Source organism: Citrobacter sp. Cpo065, from assembly GCF_030332805.1.
Lineage (GTDB): Bacteria > Pseudomonadota > Gammaproteobacteria > Enterobacterales > Enterobacteriaceae > Citrobacter > Citrobacter portucalensis.
Window position 1 is genome coordinate 497,419 of sequence record NZ_JAOWHC010000031.1, and the last position, 20,270, is coordinate 517,688.

Sequence of the window (20,270 nt, forward strand, 5' to 3'; positions counted from 1 at the left end):
ATCGCCAGTCAGTCGGTTAGTCCCTTGCCAAGAAGAGCGTAAGGTTTATAATCCCTTACGCACTTCGATGCGGGCGTAGTTCAATGGTAGAACGAGAGCTTCCCAAGCTCTATACGAGGGTTCGATTCCCTTCGCCCGCTCCAAACTCAAGTCTCCTGAAGTCTACCCAACTCAATTTTCCCTTGATAAATCAGCAGTTATAGCATTCTATTAGTCTATTGAACTCAATAATACTCCCCCAGGGTCAAGCTCAATGTGGGGGTATGGATGGGGGTATAATTGTACCCCATGCTGAGAGGTACCCCCAATGAAGTTAACTGCTCGTCAGGTTGAAACTGCAAAGCCGAAAGAGAAGCCCTACAAATTGGCTGATGGTGGGAGTCTTTACTTATTGGTTAACCCCAACGGTAAGAAATACTGGCGTCTGAAGTATCGTACGCCAGGAGGGGAAAATGTACTTGCGCTTGGTGTTTATCCTGCTGTTTCTTTAGCTGAAGCACGAAGCAAGCGTGAGGATGCTAAAAGAACATTAGCAGCTGGTAACGATCCTTCTCTCGAAAGAAAAATGGAGAAGCTCAGTCGCAAGCAGGACGCTGAAAACTCGTTTGAGGCTATCACGCGGGAGTGGTATCAGCGTCGCTATGATCGCTGGTCTGTCTCCTATCGTGAAGAGATGATGAGAACCTTTGAGAAGGATGTATTTCCTTATATCGGCCACCGGCCAATCAAAGATATCAAGCCTATGGAGTTGCTTGCTGTTCTTTCAAAAATAGAAGCACGAGGAGCAACTGAGAAGGTCCGTAAGGTTCGCCAGCGTTGTGGAGAAGTCTGGAAGTATGCCGTTGTGACTGGCAGGGCCGAGTACAATCCAGCACCTGATCTAGCCAGCGCCGTGATTCCTCATGAGAAAGAGCACTATGCTTTTTTAACTCAGGATGAATTGCCAGAGTTTCTTCGGACTCTGAACACCTATGCCGGTAGTGTGCTTGTTAAGATTGCGATGCAATTACTTATTCTGACAGGAGTAAGACCTGGGGAGTTGAGGCAAGCGCAGTGGCAGGAATTTGATTTTGAGAAAAAGGTGTGGAATGTACCAGCGGAACGCATGAAAATGCGCCGCCCTCATCTGGTTCCGTTATCAAGCCAGGCAATTGACCTACTTAATCAGCTTAAACCCATAACGGGAGCAGGAGCGTTGCTGTTTCCAGGACGTAATAATCCTAAGAAACCGATGAGTGATATGGCATTGACTGTGTTGGTCAGGCGTATCGGCTATGCAGGACGCGTTACAGGGCACGGATTCCGCCACACGATGAGTACCATTTTGCATGAGCAGGGATTTTATTCGGCCTGGATCGAGCTACAGCTGGCTCATGTCGACAAGAACTCAATTCGTGGAACGTATAACCATGCTCAATATTTGGAAGGTCGGCGGGAGATGATGCAGTGGTATGGAAATTATCTTTACACCCTTATTGGTAATAGAGATAGTTTAATACCCTTCCCACACCTATAAAATATCAATATATAATGTGGTTTATTATCTTCATTAATGCACAAGTCATTGATAATGGTTAAAACTGCTGAAAATAGTTGTGGTGCATATTTTAATATGCACCAACCGTTCCTAACGATAAAGGCCCTCTAGTTGCGGCAACTTGAAAAAGTAAGATGCTTCAGATCTCTTAAATGCCCCATTCGAGTTTTGGCGAAGCTCTGCATTAATTAGGACGCAGCATTCCTCTGCTCTTGTAATACCAACATAATGAAGGTTTGTTTCTTGCAGAAGGCTGGGGTAAAGTGCTGTATTTCTATCAACTTCATTTACTAATCTATATGGAAAAGACCATTCATCCATATCCAAATGTAATACTATTTTAAACTCAAGCCCTTTTGACTTGTGAAGTGTCATTACTTGAACTTCATTTTTATCTAATGGCATAAACTGCTTTAAGAAAATATCGTTTGATATAATCTCCAAAACTGCATTATCATTAGGTATAGTAAACTGAATATTTAGCATTTCAGCAATTTCGTGGAGCTTATTAATTAATTCTTCATCAGTTAGTTTACCTCTGAGGGTTTTAATTTTTTTTCTTAATAAAAAATGATGATTGTCATTTATGATTAAGCCATCAAATACTTTATTAATTAACTCTTGCGCAGTATCTATAGACTTATATCTATACGCTAGAAGATCTTTATATAAATCTGAACATTCTGTGCCCAATTTATCTAATGGCGTATCAATATAAGCTCTAAAATTTGATGTCAATCCTGAGCATAGCAATAGTAATGATTGTTCTTTTCTTGTGAAAATAGCTATTTGGTTAGCTTGTTCTACACTCCATTGACCTTCATTTAACCATTCTGAAATCCATGATGATAATGTCATCGAAACATCTTTTAGATTCCCTGACAATCTTTTTCTGTAAACATTGATACTTTTACATGGCAATAATGAGAAATTTGAATCTAGTAATCGAGAAGCATAATTAATTATTGACGGATGACATCTATGATTTAAATTTATCTCAAAGTGTGCAAAAGCATGTTTATCTCTAACTAAGTCAAGTAACAACTCAGCATTTCCACCTCGAAACTCATAAATTGATTGCCAAACATCCCCAACAGCAATAGAGCATAAACCAAGCTCATTCATTTTTAGGAACAATTGATGCTGAGATAAAGATGAGTCTTGATATTCATCTATAAATATATGGCTATATCTCGCTTTGATATATCGCTTTGCTGCAGGAGATTCATTAAGTATTTTTAATGCTAAGGCAGCAAATGAACTCATCCACAGAATTCCCTCATCGTACAGCCTCTTATAGCCGGAATCTTCATTTATATTAACGACTGATGGTGTGCCGAAAAATTCTTCCTCTAAGTAATATTTATAAGGAGACTCTAGTTTTTTTAGTACCTTGCATTCTGTTGGTTTGCCTCCCCATATTCTTGGAAGAAATGGAATAATTATTTCCTTTAAGCAAAAACTATCAATGGTACCAAAAAACTATTTTTTGTATTATGCCCTTCAGCCTTACATCTACGCTCCAGTTCTGAACTTGCTTTCCTTGTGAATGTAATAGCAATGACTCCTTTATGCTCAGGGAGACAGCCGGTAATATTTCTAATTTTTTCTTTTATAACTGTAGTTTTACCGCTTCCAGGACATGCTGTTATTACCATGCTTTTAGGGTAATCAATGGCTAGTTTTTGCTGAGTGGTTGGCGAAAAAGCATTCATTTCATTCACCTTTAACTATTTTTACAAGGTGTTTTAACGGTTTAACCAAATCACCCGCATTAAGTTTATGAAGGTCTTTTTTTATTTTTTTTAGAAGAATGCGAATTCTTATTGCTTTTTTCTTTTGTAAGTATTCTATTGCGCTTTGGTTATTTTTTTTATCCAATGCATCTAATATTGAAGCACCTAACTCCTCTACAAGATCAGTTTCTAAGTCAACCTTTGATAAATATATTCCTGATTCATTTATTTCCTCAGAAACTGCTTGCCAATCACCGTTGGTAAGAGTATCTAGAGAAGTTATTTTTTTGTCGCTATGCTCAAATTTTTCTATGCCAGCTATATCTAAACATCGGTTTATACCTGCATAGTTCCACTTTTCTTTATCTTTTAGCTTTGATATATCGTTATCAGTTCGCATTACCCATGGGATTTCTAAAGCATCTAGTATTGCTACATATATTTTAAATGATATTCCATCCACTGAAATTAATGAAATGTTTAAATAATCTAGATCAATATTTAAACTTTTAGCTAAGGAATGGTAAAATAAAATTTCGGATGGCCCTTCGATTAAGAAAACACCATTTGAAAAAAATGATTCTGCTGGTAATATACTCATCCGATAGCTCATATCTTCCCATCCATCTGAAATACCTTTCGAGCATCCTTCACTTGCGGCTACAGTGTGTCCCCCCCGGTCAAGCAATCTTATTATTGAGCCTGGCTCAAAGTTTGCCGCTATTTGGGGGGAATGGGATGAAATGATCGTTTGCCCTGGAAGTTCATCTATCAAATAATCAGCTAATTTTCTTTGTTGATGAGGGTGTAAGTGTGCTTCAGGTTCTTCGATAACATAGAAGATAACTTCGTTATCGATATCATGTTCCTTAATACTTTTTGCTTTCCATAACGCTAATAAAATTTGATTGTTCCGTCCGTCCCCTCCAAGCATTACGTTAGAACCATTTGTATTTGCTCCCAGTTGTAGGCTATCAATAAAGTCATTTATTCCAATTGCCCCAGTATCTAGTTGCACAGAATATTCTGAGTAATGATGTGCAAGTTTTTTCAACTCATCGTTGACTTCTTTTGTAGCTCTTTCTATATATATAAGTTGAGATATCTTATCATTAATTAACTGTAAATCTGAACTTATCTCTCCTAACAAATCGTCATCTTCTTCTCTTTCATCAGAGTTCAATGATTGTTGTGCAATTTTTAAGAGTTGTCTTTTTTCTTTGCGGATAAATCTCTCTAAATCTCGTTGTGACTGAATATATTTTAAATTAACGAATTTAAGATAATAGCGAGAGTTAATTTCTTGTAAAGACTCTAAAGAATCGCCAATAAAAAGTTTGTAACTGAGATCGGATTTTTGTGCAATATACTTAATAAACGATTCACCTAAGTCACTGACATTCCCTTTCAAAATTGAAAGTACTGCATCTTCATTGATATCTTTAAAATGAATAATAATTTCAAATTCTTCACATGATTTCCCATTTTCTAAATAAAAATCAAGCTCATTTGGTTCAATTTCTGAATCTGATACACTTTTATCTAATAGCATTCTTAGCGAATGCAGCATATTACTTTTACCAACATCATTTGCTCCGATAATCAGAGTGTTAGAATTAAAATTGATGTGTGCATCTTTAAAGTTTCTAAAACCTTTAAGTTTCAGAGATGATATTTCCAACTTAAAATCCCTCTTTAAAGTAAAAAATCTTTTTCATAATGAGGTTTCACGTAAAGTATGCAACCGAATTTTGCTCATTTTTTGCGGCAGATCTATTAGTTGATTTGGTGAAACGAAGGGTCTACTATAATTGTAAATATATGATTTACCATATGCATTGATTCTTTTCTTTCAGCAACAAAATTTCAAGGTCTCGTTAAATTTGATGAAAATCATAGCATTACAACTCTTCAAAAACCTCTCCGATGAAACCCGTTTGGGCATCGTGTTGCTGCTTAGAGAGATGGGAGAGTTGTGCGTGTGCGACCTTTGCACTGCACTAGAACAGTCACAGCCTAAGATCTCCCGCCATCTGGCAATGCTCCGGGAAAGTGGTCTATTGCTGGATCGCAAACAGGGCAAGTGGGTTCACTACCGCTTATCCCCGCATATTCCTTCCTGGGCCGCTCAGGTGATTGAGCAGGCCTGGTTAAGCCAACAGGACGACGTACAGGCCATCGCCCGTAAGCTGGCATCGGCAAACTGCTCTGGTAGCGGTAAGGCTGTTTGCATCTAAAAAATTTGCCTGAACATATATGATTTTTCGAATGTGAGGTATTTGGAATGAAAACGTTAACGGTGTTTGACCCGGCAATGTGCTGCAGTACCGGCGTATGTGGCTCAGATGTCGATCAGGTTCTGGTTGATTTCTCTGCAGATGTGCAGTGGCTGAAAGGACGTGGTGTACAGGTTGAACGTTACAACCTGGCACAGCAGCCCATGAGCTTTGTTCAGAATGAGAAAGCGAAAACATTCCTCGAAGCATCTGGGGCAGAAGGGCTTCCGCTACTGCTGTTAGACGGTGAAACGGTGATGGCAGGGCGATACCCAAAACGTGCTGAGCTGGCTCGCTGGTTCGGTATTCCGCTGGAGAAGGTAGGGTTAGCTCCCACCAGCTGCTGTGGTGGTAATACTTCCTGTTGCTGATATGTCAGGAGGACATATGAAATTCTTACAGAACATCCCGCCTTATCTGTTTTTTACCGGTAAGGGAGGCGTAGGAAAAACTTCCATTTCCTGCGCGACGGCTATCCGCCTTGCCGAACAGGGTAAGCGGGTTTTGCTGGTCAGTACCGATCCTGCCTCGAATGTCGGACAGGTATTCGACCAGGCTATCGGTAACACCATTCGCCCTGTGACGGCAGTTCCTGGGCTTTCTGCTCTGGAGATTGACCCGCAGGAAGCCGCCCAACAATACCGCTCCAGAATCGTTGATCCTATCAAAGGTCTTCTGCCTGATGACGTTGTTAACAGTATCAGAGAACAGCTTTCAGGAGCCTGTACGACTGAGATTGCGGCGTTCGATGAATTTACTGGCTTGCTAACAGACACTTCCCTGCTGACCCGCTTTGAGCACATCATTTTTGATACAGCGCCGACGGGACACACTATTCGTCTGCTCCAGCTTCCCGGAGCCTGGAGCAGCTTCATTGAAAGCAACCCGGATGGTGCTTCCTGTCTTGGCCCAATGGCCGGGCTGGAAAAGCAGCGTGAGCAGTATGCTCATGCGGTAGAGGCGTTATCCGATCCTGATCGTACTCGACTGGTTCTGGTTGCACGACTGCAAAAATCTACGCTGCAGGAAGTCGCCCGCACCCATGAAGAACTGGCTGCGATTGGGCTGAAAAACCAGTACCTAGTGATTAATGGTGTGCTGCCTACAACTGAAGCTGAACATGACGCCCTGGCCGCTGCGATATGGCAACGGGAACAAGAAGCGCTGGCAAATCTTCCTTCCGGGTTATCTGAGTTGCCGACAGACAGCTTATACCTTCAGCCGCTGAACATGGTTGGTGTCTCCGCGCTGAAAGGCCTGCTAAACGAATATGCTGAATCAGCATCGCTTCCTGTACAGAGCGAGAGCATGCAGATCAAGCCAGAGAATGTGTCGCTGTCTGCCATGGTCGATGATATCGCTCGCAGTGAGCACGGCCTGATCATGCTGATGGGTAAAGGTGGCGTGGGAAAAACCACGATGGCAGCCGCCATAGCCGTCAGACTGGCCGAAATGGGATTTGATGTCCATCTGACAACCTCAGATCCAGCAGCGCACCTCAGCACAACCCTGAACGGCAGTCTTAACAATCTGCAGGTCAGCAGGATAGACCCTCACGAGGAAACGGAACGCTATCGCCAACATGTCCTTGAGACGAAGGGGAGAGATCTGGACGAAGCAGGGAAACGGCTACTGGAAGAGGATTTACGTTCTCCCTGTACTGAGGAAATTGCCGTGTTCCAGGCCTTTTCCCGGGTGATTCGTGAAGCGGGTAAGCGGTTTGTGGTCATGGATACGGCACCTACCGGGCATACGCTATTACTGCTTGATGCTACCGGGGCTTATCACCGTGAGATTGCCAGGAAGATGGGGGATAAAGGTCATTTTACCACTCCGATGATGCAGCTTCAGGACCCGGAACGTACCAAAGTCCTGCTGGTCACTCTGCCTGAAACCACACCTGTACTGGAAGCGGCAAACCTGCAGTCCGATCTTGAGCGTGCGGGAATTCATCCTTGGGGCTGGATTATCAATAACAGCCTTTCTATTGCACAGACGCATTCACCACTGCTTTGCCAGCGTGCCCGACAAGAGCTTCCTCAGATCGAGGCGGTGAAGAACCAGCATGCAAGCCGCATAGCGTTAGTACCGGTAATGGCTTCTGAGCCTACTGGCATCGAGAAACTCAGAGAGCTGGCAGTTTAATTTTTTGGCATACACAGGGCGGCAGAGCCGTCCTGTCTGGAGGATTTATGTTACTGGCAGGCGCTATTTTTGTCCTGACCATCGTTTTGGTTATCTGGCAGCCGAAGGGATTAGGGATCGGCTGGAGTGCGACGCTGGGCGCAGTGCTGGCGTTGATCTCTGGCGTAGTCCATTTTGGTGATATCCCTGTAGTGTGGAATATCGTCTGGAATGCGACAGCGACCTTTATTGCCGTGATTATTATCAGCCTGTTGCTCGATGAATCTGGCTTTTTCGAATGGGCGGCGCTGCACGTTTCACGTTGGGGTAACGGTCGTGGGCGTTTGCTGTTTACCTATATTGTTCTGCTCGGTGCAGCGGTGGCGGCACTGTTTGCCAATGATGGTGCGGCACTTATTCTGACGCCGATAGTCATCGCCATGCTGCTTGCATTAGGTTTCAGTAAAGGTACTACTCTGGCATTTGTCATGGCCGCCGGGTTTATTGCCGATACGGCCAGTCTGCCGCTTATCGTGTCCAACCTGGTTAACATCGTTTCTGCAGACTTCTTTGGGCTGGGCTTCACTGAGTATGCGTCGGTAATGGTGCCGGTGGATATTGCCGCTATTATCGCCACGCTGGTGATGCTGCATCTGTTCTTCCGCAAAGATATTCCGCCGACTTACGACCTGGCTCTCCTGAAAGCACCTGCAAAAGCGATTAAAGATCTGGCAACCTTCAGAACCGGATGGATAGTGTTGATCCTTCTTCTGGTTGGCTTTTTCGTCCTTGAGCCGTTGGGTATCCCGGTCAGCGCGATTGCGGCAGTTGGAGCTGTGATCCTGTTTGCGGTGGCGAAACGAGGCCATGCCATTAACACTGGCAAAGTGCTGCGCGGTGCACCCTGGCAAATTGTGATCTTCTCGCTGGGGATGTATCTGGTAGTTTATGGACTGCGCAACGCCGGACTAACGGACTACCTCTCTGGGGTGCTGAACTTACTCGCAGATAAAGGTCTGTGGGCCGCGACGTTTGGTACTGGTTTCCTGACGGCTTTCCTGTCTTCCATCATGAACAACATGCCAACCGTGCTGGTAGGCGCTCTCTCTATCGATGGCAGCACCGCAACAGGCGTTATCAAAGAGGCAATGGTTTATGCCAACGTGATTGGCTGCGATCTGGGGCCGAAAATTACACCTATTGGTAGCCTGGCAACGCTGCTCTGGCTGCATGTCCTTTCACAGAAGAATATGACCATCACCTGGGGATACTATTTCCGCACCGGGATCGTCATGACTCTGCCTGTGCTGTTTGTAACGCTGGCAGCGCTGGCGCTACGTCTCTCTTTCACTTTGTAATGAGATACTGACATGAGCAACATCACTATTTATCACAACCCGGCCTGCGGCACGTCGCGTAACACGCTGGAGATGATCCGCAACAGCGGTAATGAGCCGACTGTTATTCTTTACCTTGAGACCCCACCTTCACGCGATGAGCTGGTCAAACTCATTGCAGATATGGGCATTTCCGTCCGGGCTTTGCTGCGTAAGAACGTCGAACCGTATGAGGAACTGGGTCTTGCAGATGATAAATTTACTGACGACCAGCTAATCGATTTTATGTTGCAACATCCGATCCTGATTAACCGTCCGATTGTAGTGACGCCACTGGGAACTAAACTTTGCCGTCCTTCTGAAGTCGTTCTGGATATCCTGCCAGAATCTCAGAAAGGGGCTTTCACCAAAGAAGATGGTGAAAAAGTCGTTAATGATGCAGGTAAAAGACTGAAATAAAAATGAAGGGGGCATTTGCCCCCTTCATGGTTACTTAGCCATTTCTTTCAGTAGGTCAATACCTACCGGCTCTTCGCTCTGTAACGCAGTTAATGCAATACGCTTTGCATACTGCTCTTCCACATCAGAGATGAGAGGCAACTCGCGGTTCGCCCTGGTCTTCAGGAAAGGTGAAGACGGTTCAGCTGCCGCCAGGCTGTTATTCACAACCCATGCCCATGGCTCGATGCCAGCGCGACGTAAATCCTGCTGTAGGTTCGCCGCTTCCAGTACCGGTGTCGTTTCGGCAAGCGTCACGATAATAACCTTTGTCTTCTCCGGGTCCTGCAATTGCATCATTGGCGTCATCACATGGTCATGTGTTTGCCCCATCTGACGCACCATTTCCCGGTGATAGGCTCCTGTTGCATCCAGTAGCAGAAGTGTGTGACCTGTTGGCGCGGTGTCCATAATAACAAAATGATCGTCTGCCTCTTTGATGATCCGCGAGAATGCCTGGAAGACGGCGATCTCTTCAGTACATGGCGAGCGGAGATCTTCCTCCAGCACTGCTAGTCCCTCAGCGTCTAATCCTTTGCCCTGATTTTCCAGCACAAAGCGGCGATAGCGCTCTGTCTCCACCTTCGGATCGATACGGCTGACCTGAAGGTTTGGCAGCGAGCCATCCAGCGTATAAGACAGATGTGCTGCCGGATCGGACGTCGTCAGATGGACTTTATGACCGCGTTTTGCCAGCGATACCGCGATCGAAGCTGCAACAGTCGTTTTGCCCACGCCACCTTTACCCATTGCCATTACCAGACCTTTACCTGTCAGGCTGAGTTCATCTACCAGTGAGGCAAGTTTCGGTAAATCCAAAGTATTCAGCGTGGTAGCAGGGAGCGGCAGCGAGGCTTTGTTCTCCGTAAATAACTGACGCAGCGCTTCCAGACCGACCAGATTAAATGGCTTCAGATACAGCTGCGATCGGGGAAGGTTCGCCAGGTTCTCTGGCATTGCCTGTAATGCTTTTTCTTCTCGAGCCAGAATACTTTGCGCCAGTGGATCATTTTCACCCGCAAACGGCGGCAGCACGCCATTAATGGCAAGGTGTTGATGCTGCAAACCGATAGCAGAAAGCTCATCGTGCGTATGAGAGACTTCTTTCAATGTTGAAGCTTGGGCTCGGGCAACCAGAACCAAGCGCGTGAGAGCTGCATCAGACAGCGCCTTAACCGCGTCTGAGTACTGGTGCTGTTGTTTCTCCAGCCCCACCAGCGGCCCGAGGTTAGCGGCGGCATCAGGGTTCGCTTCGAGATAACCGCTCCAGGCCCCCGGCAACTCAAGCATACGGATGGTATGACCGGTTGGCGCAGTATCAAATACGATATGGTCATACTTTTCCCGCAACTCATGGTTGGTAAGAAGACCAGTAAACTCATCAAATGCCGCGATTTCCGTAGTGCATGAACCGGAGAGCTGTTCTTCAATGCTGCTGACCACATCGGCTGGCATCAGCCCGCGAACCGGGTCGAGTACTCGGTCACGATATGCCTGTGCTGCAGCCATCGGATCAACTTCCATCGCGGCAAGATTTTCTACGGTACTGATATCTGTGATTCGGTGGCCGATAGTCTGGCTAAAGACTTGGCCGACATTGGAAGCCGGATCGGTACTCACCAGAAGCGTTCTCTTACCCTGATCGGCCAGCCATACCGCAGTAGCACAGGCCAGGGATGTTTTACCCACGCCACCTTTGCCAGTGAAGAAGATGAACGGGGGAATGTCTTTTAAAAATGGCATATTCATCAGTGATTGCTCCTCTGGAATTAAGGCATACGTGGAATGCTGCAGCAGCGTGGTTGCGTGCTGTCTTCACTCCAGTCCTGACTAAGCGGAATACCTGCCCAACGGGCGATATCTTCACGAGTCGGGAGTTTGCCTGCCATCACGAGTTTGCCGTCGAGCAAGGTGACAGGGAGAGACTCCATCCCTGATGTGTTCAGAAACTCTTTAATGACCGGCGAATTTAGGAACTGCTGCGGGTTCTTCGCAAGGCTGTAGCGCTGTATATCAACGCCATTCTTTTTCGCCCATTCGGCGCTGGCGTTCCATTTGACGGCTTCGTCACTGACTACAACGCTGCTGGTTGCACAGCAGCCTGCTGCTTCAAAGATCTCAATTTTTGACATGGACTGTTTACCTCAGTGTTTAGTCATTTGGCTTTACACTGAGGTAAACGAAGGTGGTGGGGAAAAGATGCGCGATTAATTCATTTTTTTGTGGCAGCAGACGGAAGACGTGTCATCCGCCTCAATCTGACAAAGTTCTGTCATCGTCTCTTTCAGGTGTTTTCTGGCCCGAAGTAGTCGGGATTTAAACGCCGTAAGCGTGATTCCCAGTTCATCGGCCAGGGACTGCTGGGGACGCCGGTTAAGGTCGGATTCTTCAATCAACCACCGCTCATCTTCAGGTAATGCCTGCAATGTTTCAGGCAGGCAAATATCCAGCGTTGAGATTGCATCAGGGGATGCATCAGTTAATGGGGCATCATCTTCCAGCTCAACGAATTCCCTGGTGGTGCGGTACTCATCAATCAGCAGATTCCTCGCCGCCCGATACAGCCAGGCTCGCGGATTCTCCATTTCGCAGAAACTGTCTGAATGAGCGCGGGCACGCAGGAATAGCTCTTGCAGAAGGTCTGCTGCTTTTTCGCTATCACCTGTCTTAGATGTCAGAAAGCGAGAGAGTTCGGCTTCATGTTGCCGCCAGAACACGCTCATGCAGTTGTTGAATGCCGTTACATCACTCATACCAGCCCTCAAATTTTGCTCTGATTAACCCGCCGTGAAAGTTCTTCTGCAGACTCTTTTCGTTCGCTGTAGCGATCAACGAGATAGGCTGAGTTACCTCGGGTCAGCAGAGTAAATTTCACCAGTTCTTCCATCACATCCACGATCCGGTCGTAATAAGACGACGGTTTCATTCGTCCATCTTCATCAAATTCCTGCCAGGCTTTTGCCACAGAGGACTGATTCGGGATGGTGATCATCCGCATCCAGCGGCCAAGAATGCGCATCTGGTTTACGGCATTGAAAGACTGAGAGCCACCGCAGACCTGCATAACGGCCAGAGTCTTACCCTGCGAAGGGCGAACAGCGCCTTCTGATAACGGTATCCAATCAATCTGGGCTTTCATGATGCCGGTCATCGCACCATGGCGTTCAGGGGAACACCACACCATCCCTTCGGACCAACGAACCAGCTCGCGCAGTTCCATGACTTTAGGATGCGAGTCAGGCGCATCATCAGGAAGAGGCAAGCCAGAAGGATTGAAGATCCGCACTTCTGCGCCCATGGCGGTCAGTAACCTTGCCGCTTCTTCCGTTGCCAGTCGGCTGTAGGAACGTTCGCGCACAGAGCCGTACAACATGAGGATACGTGGAGGATGGGGAACGGCAGGAACACCGAATCTTGCCTCTGTGATTGAGGTGTCGAACAAACCCGAATCAACATTCTTAAGATCACCTGTCATTTTACTTCTCCGTCTTCTGGGGCAGGGGGAGGCAGTCGTTAGTCCCTGAGCAGCATTCTTCTGTCAGGAAGGCAATCAGAGCCTCAAGGTTTTCATATCGAGCGTGGCAAAAAAGCGTTCTGCCCTGACGTTCCTGGCGTACCAAAGAAACTGATATCAACGAGGAAAGATGATGGCTCAACGTAGACGCTGGGATTTCGAGCCGCTTCTGCAGTTCGCCAACCGGTAGCCCTTCATGCCCGGCTTTAACCAGCTCTCTGTATACGCTTAGGCGCGTAGGATGACCCAGCTCTTTCAGGGTTTCTGCTGCTTTCGAAAGCTCCATTTGCATCTCATTTCTATATTTCCGGAATTATAGAAATATATCGTATCTTCCAATAAATACCAATAGTGAATGGGCCTTGCCCCTGAACCTTTTGGATAAAGGGGGAGCATCATTGAGAAAAAGTGGGGAGTAGCTCTGCTCTTTTTCCCAGGTGTAAAACGGTTAGGCACAGATCGGAACTGATATTAGTGGCCGGTAAATAGCAGATATTCATCCATCATTTGCGTGAGGGATATGTTTTCCTCCTGCCGTCCAACCAGCCACAAGCCTAGATCTTCAGGTGCCTTACGTTTCAGGTTATCCAACCAGTCTTCCAGCGTCGCACCCATCATCAAATCGTACCAACATAGCCAGACCAGTTTGTGGCGATGCTCCGGTGAACTGAATTGGTGTAACAGGCTAATCAGCCTATTTGCCAGTGGGCGTTGTTTGAGGCGGATACATTCACTCAGTAATATCCCTTCCAACATTGGGTGGTGCAGTAAAGTTTTTTGCCTTGTCTCAAGGCTGATTTGCATATCAGTCAATACCGACACTGGCTCTGGATGCTGACTTCCGTAAATCAGTCGGTAAAGGCACTGTGGTACCACTGCAGTCATCTGCCCTACGCCGGGAAAGTACAGACTGCCCACCATCAGATGGTGGCTGGCCTGAATATTGGGATGACACATGCCATTTATGATGGCCAGTTTTGTGAACCCGTTTAGCCAGCGTTGATAGCTGACTAGCAAACTGTTATATCGCGTCTTTGTCTCTTTCATGGTGGATTATCCCTGAATACTGAATGACAGGCAGCCGTAAACCTCCGCTATGAGAGGATAAAGAGTTTGCCTGTCAGGAAAGTGATATGTAAGGAGAGGTATTTAGCTGCGTGATTCGTGGATTCTCGCCTGTAGCCAGGCTTCCACTTCACTCTGTAGCCATCGTGAACTTCGCCCCAGTTTGATGGGTTTTGGAAATATGCCATCTTTGATGAGTCGGTAAATCCACTTATCACTGACCCCCAGCAGGCGGGTGATGAAAGTCATATCAACGAACTGATCTTCAAACAGGGATGGTTTACTGTTCATGGTTTAATTCTCCGGTAGCTAAATGGAAACCGGAGTCGGGATTGCTGCTGCCCGCTCCGGCATAGCAACCGGTGCTGCTGTTAAAAACTAACTAAACTTTCTTGGTCTACCCTGCCTTGCAGGCGAAGGAACCTCATTACATCCCCAAATTAGATAACCATATTTTTGGTCTTCTTTTGTTAGATAACTGGCTATACGTCTGAGACTGTTTATGGCTTCGTTATTGTGATATTCAACAACATTGTTAATGTTGTCCTGATGATATTCCTTTGGTTTGCATCGCTGGTACTTTCCCTCGCCATAGGTAATTTGATGCCACAGTTCCCCTGCCTTTAAAATGAATGGGAATGATTTCTGATGTTCCCGGCCATTAAGATAAAAAATAGCATGGGCATGAACTGCCCCTTCTAATGTCCATTCCAGTACCCAGAAGCTACCGATAACGCCAGGAAGGCTAATCATTGTCTGAGTAAGCTCTCTGAGGTCATCCTGTATTTCTATCGAGGAGTTACGAATGAATCGATTACTACCCCGCTGATAATCAAAATCCATTCGAAACGCCAGTATCTTGGCGTGACATGCCAGGATCTGATTGAGATGGTGATTAATCAAATTCAGCAGGAAGTCGTTAGGGATGATTTTCTTTAAATGTGGGTAATGTCTTTGCATTGCTCTGTTCCTTTGGATGCATTCAAAGGAACTAGTGCATCTGTTTTTTCTGTCAAGCAGGGTTCAATCACTTATGACGGATATCTATCATCCCTAGGTTGGGATGTTAGATTGAGATCTGCTTTCTATAATACCAATTAACCTTAATTATGTTTTAACCTGATAGACGCCTCCATTTTTCTACAGTTTTCACATTCATATAGCCTGCTATCCTTGACTGTCTTAGGTGAGAGCAGAGCCAATTTTCAGTATTTCCGTGAAACGCTCTATATGACTTACGTCAAAATTTCTCAGATATGCCTTGAAATCAAGGCAAGAAATGCAGGTGGAGAGGCTTATGACAATCAAAATAAGAACGTAGTATACTACGTAGAGTGCTACGTCTTTTTTTACGATTGTTGTTACGTTTGAGGTTCTGATGAGTACAGAAAAACTAGTGACCCGACTCTGGACAAAAAGAGTAAATTTATGGCTTTTTCGGGATATTTTTCACTCTGCACTAATGCATGTTGATGAGTCTCGTGAATTAGTGGAAAGAGTAGATAATGCCACTCTTTTCAAAGAGTCTTGCGTTAACTATATTAATAAAAAAGAAATGGTTAAATATTGGGATGCGGAGGATTTCTTTGAAAAGAGTAAGCGAGAGGTTGAGGGTAAGTTAATACCTTTTAGTGAACTTGAGTGGATTGATTGTGAACGTTCATTGTCATTTGTTGCTAATTATATTCATGCTGAATATAAACTATATGCCAACAATAACAATCCCTCTCTTCTTGATATCGATTTGCCTGAATGGAGCCTTGGTTCTGATAAGGGGGGCGTAAATTATGAGGGGTTAATTCTTTTGATCGACTATCAATGTCGTGTATCAAGCTTTAACCATATCCGTTCCAACCTGGAACGTTTGAAAAGGTCATGGCTCCGTATCCAGGAAAAATTTAGCAATCCGTTCTGGTTCTCATCAACTAGACATGATGCTAAATGCCTGGCAGATTACCAGTGGGTGATGTCTTACTTCGATAAGAATAAAATGATTAATGGTAACGTGGATTTTTGGTTTGAAAAGAATATGAATCTGAAAATTCATTCAATCTTTGATCAATGGGTTGGAAATAAGTCCGATCCTGAAGTTGAGTTGTTTATTATAAAAATAAAAAAAGCATGGAGTCAGAAAAAGTTCAGAGATGGTGTTGCAAACAAAAAGGTTCTCAATACCTATATTAGCAAAGGCAGTAAGCGACAGCTTGATTATTTGGCCAGTAAAAATGAAATGAAAATCAATGAATTGATTGAGATGCTGATCAATGATGCATACGCAAAAGCTAAACTGAAAAGTTGGGAAAATTAAAAAAGATCACAGATATATATCATTACTCTGAACATACCCCATTAACGGCAGAAACCCATGGTTATGCCGTTTTTGTTTTTCATTTCAGAGGATTAGTGATGAACAAATCTGAAGGTTTGCAGCCGTTTCAGCAGTCGCTTTCCGTTCTGCCGCAGTGGGCATCAGAGCGTATTCTGCAACAAATAAACCAGCTTACTCACTATGAGCCTGTGATAGGCATTATGGGCAAAACAGGGGCAGGTAAGTCATCTCTGTGCAATGCCCTATTTTCCGGTGAGGTTTCGCCGGTCAGTGATGTAGCTTCCTGTACTCGAAAACCATTGCGGTTTCGCCTGCAGTTAGGCAAACGCTTTATGACAATTATGGACCTGCCTGGTGTTGGGGAGTCCAAACTGCGGGATGCTGAATATGTCGCGCTTTACCGTAAACAACTCCCCCAACTGGATCTGGTTCTGTGGTTGATTAAGGGTGATGATCGGGCGCTGGCCGTAGATGAACATTTTTACCGGCAGGTGATTGGTGAAGCATACCGGCATAAGGTGTTGTTTGTTATCAGCCAGTCCGACAAGGTTGAACCCGCCTGCGGTGGTGAAAAGCTGTCTACAGAGCAGAAACGAAATATCAGCCGCAAAATCTGTCTGCTGCATGAGTTGTTCCAACCTGTAAACCCTGTCTGTGCGGTGTCGATACGTTTGCAGTGGGGGCTGCGGATGATGGCTGAGCGGATGATCCGTTGCCTGCCACGGGAGGCCAGTAGTCCGGTGGCGGTACAGCTCAGTGCGCCACTTCGTACCGATGCCGTTAATAAAAAAGCCCGTGACGATTTTGGTGAAACGGTCGGCTCGGTACTGGATACAGTAAGTTCCCTGCCCCTGATACCGGCCCAGGTTCGGGCAGTCATCCAGTCTGTGCGCGACATCGTCGTATCAGTCGCCCGTGCAGTCTGGAATTTCTTCTTCTGAACATTAACCCTTCTAACCCGTAGTTTCCTGAGCCCTGCCGCGATTTTGCGGCGGGGCTTTTTGTATTTAATTTTCCATCATGAGGAGTCTGCTTATGACCCGTCTGGCTTCGCGCTTTGGCGCAGCAAATCTTATCCGTCGTGACCGTCCGTTAACCCACGAAGAGCTGTTTCGTGTGGTGCCCAGTGTCTTCAGCGAGGAGAAGCATGCGTCACGCAGCGCACGGTATACCTGGATACCAACCATTACCGTTCTTGAAAATCTACAGCGTGAAGGCTTTCAGCCTTTCTTTGCCTGCCAGACCCGTGTTCGTGACCCTGGGCGTCGTGAGCATACAAAGCACATGCTGCGCCTGCGTAGGGAGGGGCAAATTACCGGCAAGCAGGTCCCGGAAATTATTCTGCTCAACTCCCATGATGGCACCAGCTCGTATCAGATGCTGCCGGGATTATTTCGTGCGGTGTGCCAGAACGGACTCGTCTGCGGTGAGTCGTTTGGCGAGGTGCGGGTGCCGCACAAAGGAGATGTCGTGAGTCAGGTGATTGAGGGGGCGTATGAAGTGCTGGGTATTTTTGACCGTGTGGAAGAGAAGCGGGATGCCATGCAGTCGCTGATGCTACCGCCACCTGCACAACAGGCTCTGGCACAGGCTGCACTGACGTACCGTTTTGGTGAGGACCACCAGCCGGTGACAGCACCTCAGATACTCTCCTCACGCCGTTGGCAGGATGAGAGCAATGATCTGTGGACCACATACCAGCGTATTCAGGAGAACCTGATTAAGGGCGGGCTCAGTGGACGGAGTGCAAAAGGCGGGCGAACACATACCCGCGCCGTGCGTGGTATCGACGGAGATGTGAAGCTCAACCGGGCTCTCTGGGTGATGGCGGAAGCTATGCTGAGTGGGTTTCAGTCCTGAGAGTGTTATCGCCATGTTAACAAAGGACACTCCCTGTCCGTTTCCCCCTCATTGGATTGAGTGTTTTATCACCGCATTTCACGGTGTGCCGCGTCGGGCCTGCTTCCGGAGGCAGATAAAAAATAGTTCATTCCATGTCCATACCCTGTCCGTCCCCTTCTTTAGAATCATTTCATATTCAGTCAGTTAACTATTACGGAGATTCAAGATGACACAGGCAGAGCGCCGTCATGACCGGCTGGCTGTCAGGCTGTCACTGATAATCAGCCGCCTGGTTGCCGGTGAAACGCTGAACATGACGCGGCTTGCTGCAGAGTTTGGAGTGTCAGTCCGTACTCTGCGACGGGATTTTCGTGAACGGCTGATGTACCTTGACCTCGAGTATCGACGGGGGCAATGCCGCCTGCGCAGCACCGGTGGGGGCGTACAGGGGGAGCTCGATGCGCTGACATTCGCGCACCGGGCCGGACTGGCCGATATTTTTCCGGGGTTGGACCGGCGTCTGGCGGGCATGCTGCTCACTGCAGGAGGGATGCCGTGTCTGGTATGGCAGCCGCCACAGTCTGTGTCACCGGCCAGCTCACTGGTCTTCTACCGTCTTGTCAGTGCCATTACCGCCTGCCAGCGGGTACTGCTGCTGGCCGAGGGAGAGCGCTGTGACGGGCTGGCCCCGTACCGCCTGATATCACTCGACGGCTGCTGGTACCTCACTGGTGAACTTAACGGGTATATCACCGTGCATCCACTGGCGACCATCCATGCGGTGACAGTCCTCAATACAACGTTCACCCCGCTAAAACGTCTCAGCCAGTTAACCACACAGGCGGGCTTTATCCGGGCCCTTCCGCACTTCAGCTGTATCCGTGAAGTCCTGTCTCCTGGGCCCTATGAGGAGCCGGGCAACACACTGATTTAATTACCTCTGTTAAGAAGGAAAAACAATGACCTGGCATTACGAGAAAAATGGCATACGTCACGACAATGTGACCGAAGACGACATCACCAGCCTGATTATGCGCGGTGAGCTGACTGCATCCACTCTGGTGTGGCGACAGGGAATGGCAGAGTGGCAGCCGGTCTCCGCTACTCCGCTGGCTTCGGCGCTGCTCCGGAGCACCATACCACCAGCGCTGCCGGGGAACCGCATTCCGGGTGGCGTTGTGTGGACGCTGGCATTTGCTCCCTTCATTGGCTACGCGCTGGAGTTGTGGACTGCAGGGCTGAACGGGATGTCATTTGACGAGGCATATGATGCCGTCTCGGGTGGGCAGTACTGGTTTATCACGCTGCTGCTCAATATTGCTCTGGGGTATCTCGATGAACGACGCCTGCGTAAGGCCGGAGTGGACACCACCACGTTCGGCAAACTGGCCTGGCTGGTGCCGTTCTATCTGTGGCGGCGGGCGAAAACTCTCGGTCAGAAACCGGCTTACTTCTGGGTATGGCTTTTGATGCTGGGCCTGACCGTCTGGGCCTGAATGACCGCTACCTGATTCTTTCTCTGTTAAGGACCAACATAATGAAAACACTGATTAAAGTACTGGGTATTACCGGCAGCCTTCTGCTCTGTGCGGGCGCTCAGGCTCAGCCTTATAACCGGACCCTACCTGCTGTAGTTAATGACAACAACGGGAACATTTTCTGGTGCGATGCGCATCGTCAGGTTACTGGAAAATGCGAAGCCATGTCTGTTGACCGCCTGGGCGGGATGGTCACGGTGCGTTCCGCACCCTTTAAAGACTGCGAAGGCGGCCTGTGGGGCTGGATAACTATCATGCACAACGATGTGTCGAAGGGATTCACCATTACTCCGGACAAGAAATTCGGTCTCACCGTAAAAGACCTGTGCCGTCCGGGTACGGTAGTGACCTTTAAGCCCAACCAGAAGAAGCCTGAATATGACGACCTGGTAGCACTTTACCAGGGCAAAGAGCTGTTTCGCTACCGGCGCTTCTGATAACCCCCGATATCAACCTCCTTCATTTTGCCCGACA

General features: G+C 47.1%; 23 protein-coding genes and 1 tRNA gene. 13 read left to right on the plus strand and 11 right to left on the minus strand.

Annotated elements, in window-relative coordinates; genetic code table 11:
• Positions 1–69: 69 nt before the first annotated feature.
• A tRNA-Gly gene (locus OGY68_RS13480) sits at positions 70–143 on the plus strand.
• A 164-nt stretch (positions 144–307) separates the two neighbouring features.
• Entirely contained in the window at positions 308–1,516 is a 1,209-nt protein-coding gene (locus OGY68_RS13485) for a tyrosine-type recombinase/integrase (RefSeq protein ID WP_057068488.1), read from the plus strand.
• A gap of 111 nt (positions 1,517–1,627) precedes the next feature.
• On the opposite strand, the gene OGY68_RS13490 is transcribed toward OGY68_RS13485, so the two are convergent.
• The 3 genes from OGY68_RS13490 to OGY68_RS13500 all read right to left on the minus strand — a co-directional run bounded on the left by OGY68_RS13490 (position 1,628) and on the right by OGY68_RS13500 (position 4,954).
• Positions 1,628–2,803 carry a UvrD-helicase domain-containing protein gene (locus OGY68_RS13490; RefSeq protein WP_286617100.1) on the minus strand — a complete coding sequence of 392 codons (1,176 nt, stop codon included), beginning with the start codon at positions 2,801–2,803 and terminating at the stop codon, positions 1,628–1,630.
• A gap of 185 nt (positions 2,804–2,988) precedes the next feature.
• Positions 2,989–3,252 carry a UvrD-helicase domain-containing protein gene (locus OGY68_RS13495; RefSeq protein ID WP_286617102.1) on the minus strand — a complete coding sequence of 88 codons (264 nt, stop codon included), beginning with the start codon at positions 3,250–3,252 and terminating at the stop codon, positions 2,989–2,991.
• A gap of 1 nt (position 3,253) precedes the next feature.
• Positions 3,254–4,954, minus strand: coding sequence for an ATP-dependent nuclease (locus tag OGY68_RS13500; RefSeq protein WP_286617104.1), 1,701 nt, complete (start codon positions 4,952–4,954; stop codon positions 3,254–3,256).
• A 205-nt stretch (positions 4,955–5,159) separates the two neighbouring features.
• On the opposite strand from OGY68_RS13500, the gene arsR reads away from it, so the two are divergent.
• Genes arsR through arsC form a run of 5 tightly spaced genes read left to right on the plus strand, consistent with a single transcriptional unit; the run spans position 5,160 to position 9,469 of the window.
• A complete protein-coding gene (arsR, locus tag OGY68_RS13505) occupies positions 5,160–5,510 on the plus strand; it encodes an As(III)-sensing metalloregulatory transcriptional repressor ArsR (protein WP_039272869.1) in 351 nt (116 codons plus the stop codon).
• 47 nt (positions 5,511–5,557) lie between these two features.
• Positions 5,558–5,920: an arsenite efflux transporter metallochaperone ArsD gene (gene arsD / locus OGY68_RS13510; protein ID WP_057067457.1), complete on the plus strand. Its 363-nt coding sequence runs from the start codon at positions 5,558–5,560 to the stop codon at positions 5,918–5,920.
• Between the two features lie 16 nt (positions 5,921–5,936).
• Entirely contained in the window at positions 5,937–7,694 is a 1,758-nt protein-coding gene (gene arsA, locus OGY68_RS13515) for an arsenical pump-driving ATPase (RefSeq protein WP_057067456.1), read from the plus strand.
• A gap of 47 nt (positions 7,695–7,741) precedes the next feature.
• Positions 7,742–9,031 carry an arsenite efflux transporter membrane subunit ArsB gene (arsB, locus tag OGY68_RS13520; RefSeq protein ID WP_057067455.1) on the plus strand — a complete coding sequence of 430 codons (1,290 nt, stop codon included), beginning with the start codon at positions 7,742–7,744 and terminating at the stop codon, positions 9,029–9,031.
• Positions 9,032–9,043: 12 nt separating this feature from the next.
• On the plus strand, positions 9,044–9,469 hold the full coding sequence (gene arsC / locus OGY68_RS13525) for a glutaredoxin-dependent arsenate reductase (RefSeq protein WP_000065761.1): 426 nt from the start codon (positions 9,044–9,046) through the stop codon (positions 9,467–9,469).
• A gap of 30 nt (positions 9,470–9,499) precedes the next feature.
• Here arsC and arsA (OGY68_RS13530) read toward each other — a convergent pair whose 3' ends face one another.
• The 8 genes from arsA (OGY68_RS13530) to OGY68_RS13565 form a co-directional block, all read right to left on the minus strand.
• Positions 9,500–11,257 carry an arsenical pump-driving ATPase gene (arsA, locus tag OGY68_RS13530; protein ID WP_001057013.1) on the minus strand — a complete coding sequence of 586 codons (1,758 nt, stop codon included), beginning with the start codon at positions 11,255–11,257 and terminating at the stop codon, positions 9,500–9,502.
• A 20-nt stretch (positions 11,258–11,277) separates the two neighbouring features.
• A complete protein-coding gene (locus tag OGY68_RS13535; protein ID WP_032620707.1) occupies positions 11,278–11,640 on the minus strand; it encodes an arsenic metallochaperone ArsD family protein in 363 nt (120 codons plus the stop codon).
• A 75-nt stretch (positions 11,641–11,715) separates the two neighbouring features.
• A complete protein-coding gene (locus OGY68_RS13540) occupies positions 11,716–12,261 on the minus strand; it encodes a sigma-70 family RNA polymerase sigma factor (protein WP_057067454.1) in 546 nt (181 codons plus the stop codon).
• An 8-nt stretch (positions 12,262–12,269) separates the two neighbouring features.
• On the minus strand, positions 12,270–12,983 hold the full coding sequence (arsH, locus tag OGY68_RS13545; protein WP_000145398.1) for an arsenical resistance protein ArsH: 714 nt from the start codon (positions 12,981–12,983) through the stop codon (positions 12,270–12,272).
• A 1-nt stretch (position 12,984) separates the two neighbouring features.
• A complete protein-coding gene (locus OGY68_RS13550; protein WP_000423544.1) occupies positions 12,985–13,308 on the minus strand; it encodes an ArsR/SmtB family transcription factor in 324 nt (107 codons plus the stop codon).
• Between the two features lie 185 nt (positions 13,309–13,493).
• Positions 13,494–14,069, minus strand: a complete 576-nt coding sequence (locus OGY68_RS13555) for a hypothetical protein (protein WP_057067453.1) — start codon at positions 14,067–14,069, stop codon at positions 13,494–13,496.
• A gap of 102 nt (positions 14,070–14,171) precedes the next feature.
• The gene (locus OGY68_RS13560; RefSeq protein WP_057067452.1) at positions 14,172–14,378 is read right to left on the minus strand and encodes a helix-turn-helix transcriptional regulator; all 207 of its coding nucleotides are present in this window, start codon (positions 14,376–14,378) and stop codon (positions 14,172–14,174) included.
• 87 nt (positions 14,379–14,465) lie between these two features.
• The gene (locus OGY68_RS13565) at positions 14,466–15,047 is read right to left on the minus strand and encodes a YagK/YfjJ domain-containing protein (RefSeq protein ID WP_057067451.1); all 582 of its coding nucleotides are present in this window, start codon (positions 15,045–15,047) and stop codon (positions 14,466–14,468) included.
• A gap of 436 nt (positions 15,048–15,483) precedes the next feature.
• Here OGY68_RS13565 and OGY68_RS13570 point away from each other — a divergent pair, with 436 nt between their 5' ends.
• The 6 genes from OGY68_RS13570 to OGY68_RS13595 all read left to right on the plus strand — a co-directional run bounded on the left by OGY68_RS13570 (position 15,484) and on the right by OGY68_RS13595 (position 20,233).
• A complete protein-coding gene (locus tag OGY68_RS13570) occupies positions 15,484–16,395 on the plus strand; it encodes a hypothetical protein (RefSeq protein WP_239693034.1) in 912 nt (303 codons plus the stop codon).
• 98 nt (positions 16,396–16,493) lie between these two features.
• Positions 16,494–17,357: a GTPase family protein gene (locus tag OGY68_RS13575; protein ID WP_057067449.1), complete on the plus strand. Its 864-nt coding sequence runs from the start codon at positions 16,494–16,496 to the stop codon at positions 17,355–17,357.
• A gap of 94 nt (positions 17,358–17,451) precedes the next feature.
• Positions 17,452–18,276 (plus strand): DUF932 domain-containing protein, encoded by an 825-nt coding sequence (locus OGY68_RS13580; RefSeq protein ID WP_057067448.1) that lies wholly within the window; start codon positions 17,452–17,454, stop codon positions 18,274–18,276.
• 208 nt (positions 18,277–18,484) lie between these two features.
• Complete coding sequence (locus tag OGY68_RS13585) at positions 18,485–19,192, plus strand: DeoR family transcriptional regulator (RefSeq protein ID WP_057067447.1); 708 nt, start codon at positions 18,485–18,487, stop codon at positions 19,190–19,192.
• A gap of 25 nt (positions 19,193–19,217) precedes the next feature.
• Positions 19,218–19,754, plus strand: a complete 537-nt coding sequence (locus OGY68_RS13590; RefSeq protein ID WP_057067446.1) for a DUF4339 domain-containing protein — start codon at positions 19,218–19,220, stop codon at positions 19,752–19,754.
• A gap of 41 nt (positions 19,755–19,795) precedes the next feature.
• Complete coding sequence (locus OGY68_RS13595; RefSeq protein WP_047028252.1) at positions 19,796–20,233, plus strand: hypothetical protein; 438 nt, start codon at positions 19,796–19,798, stop codon at positions 20,231–20,233.
• The last annotated feature ends 37 nt before the right edge of the window (positions 20,234–20,270 follow it).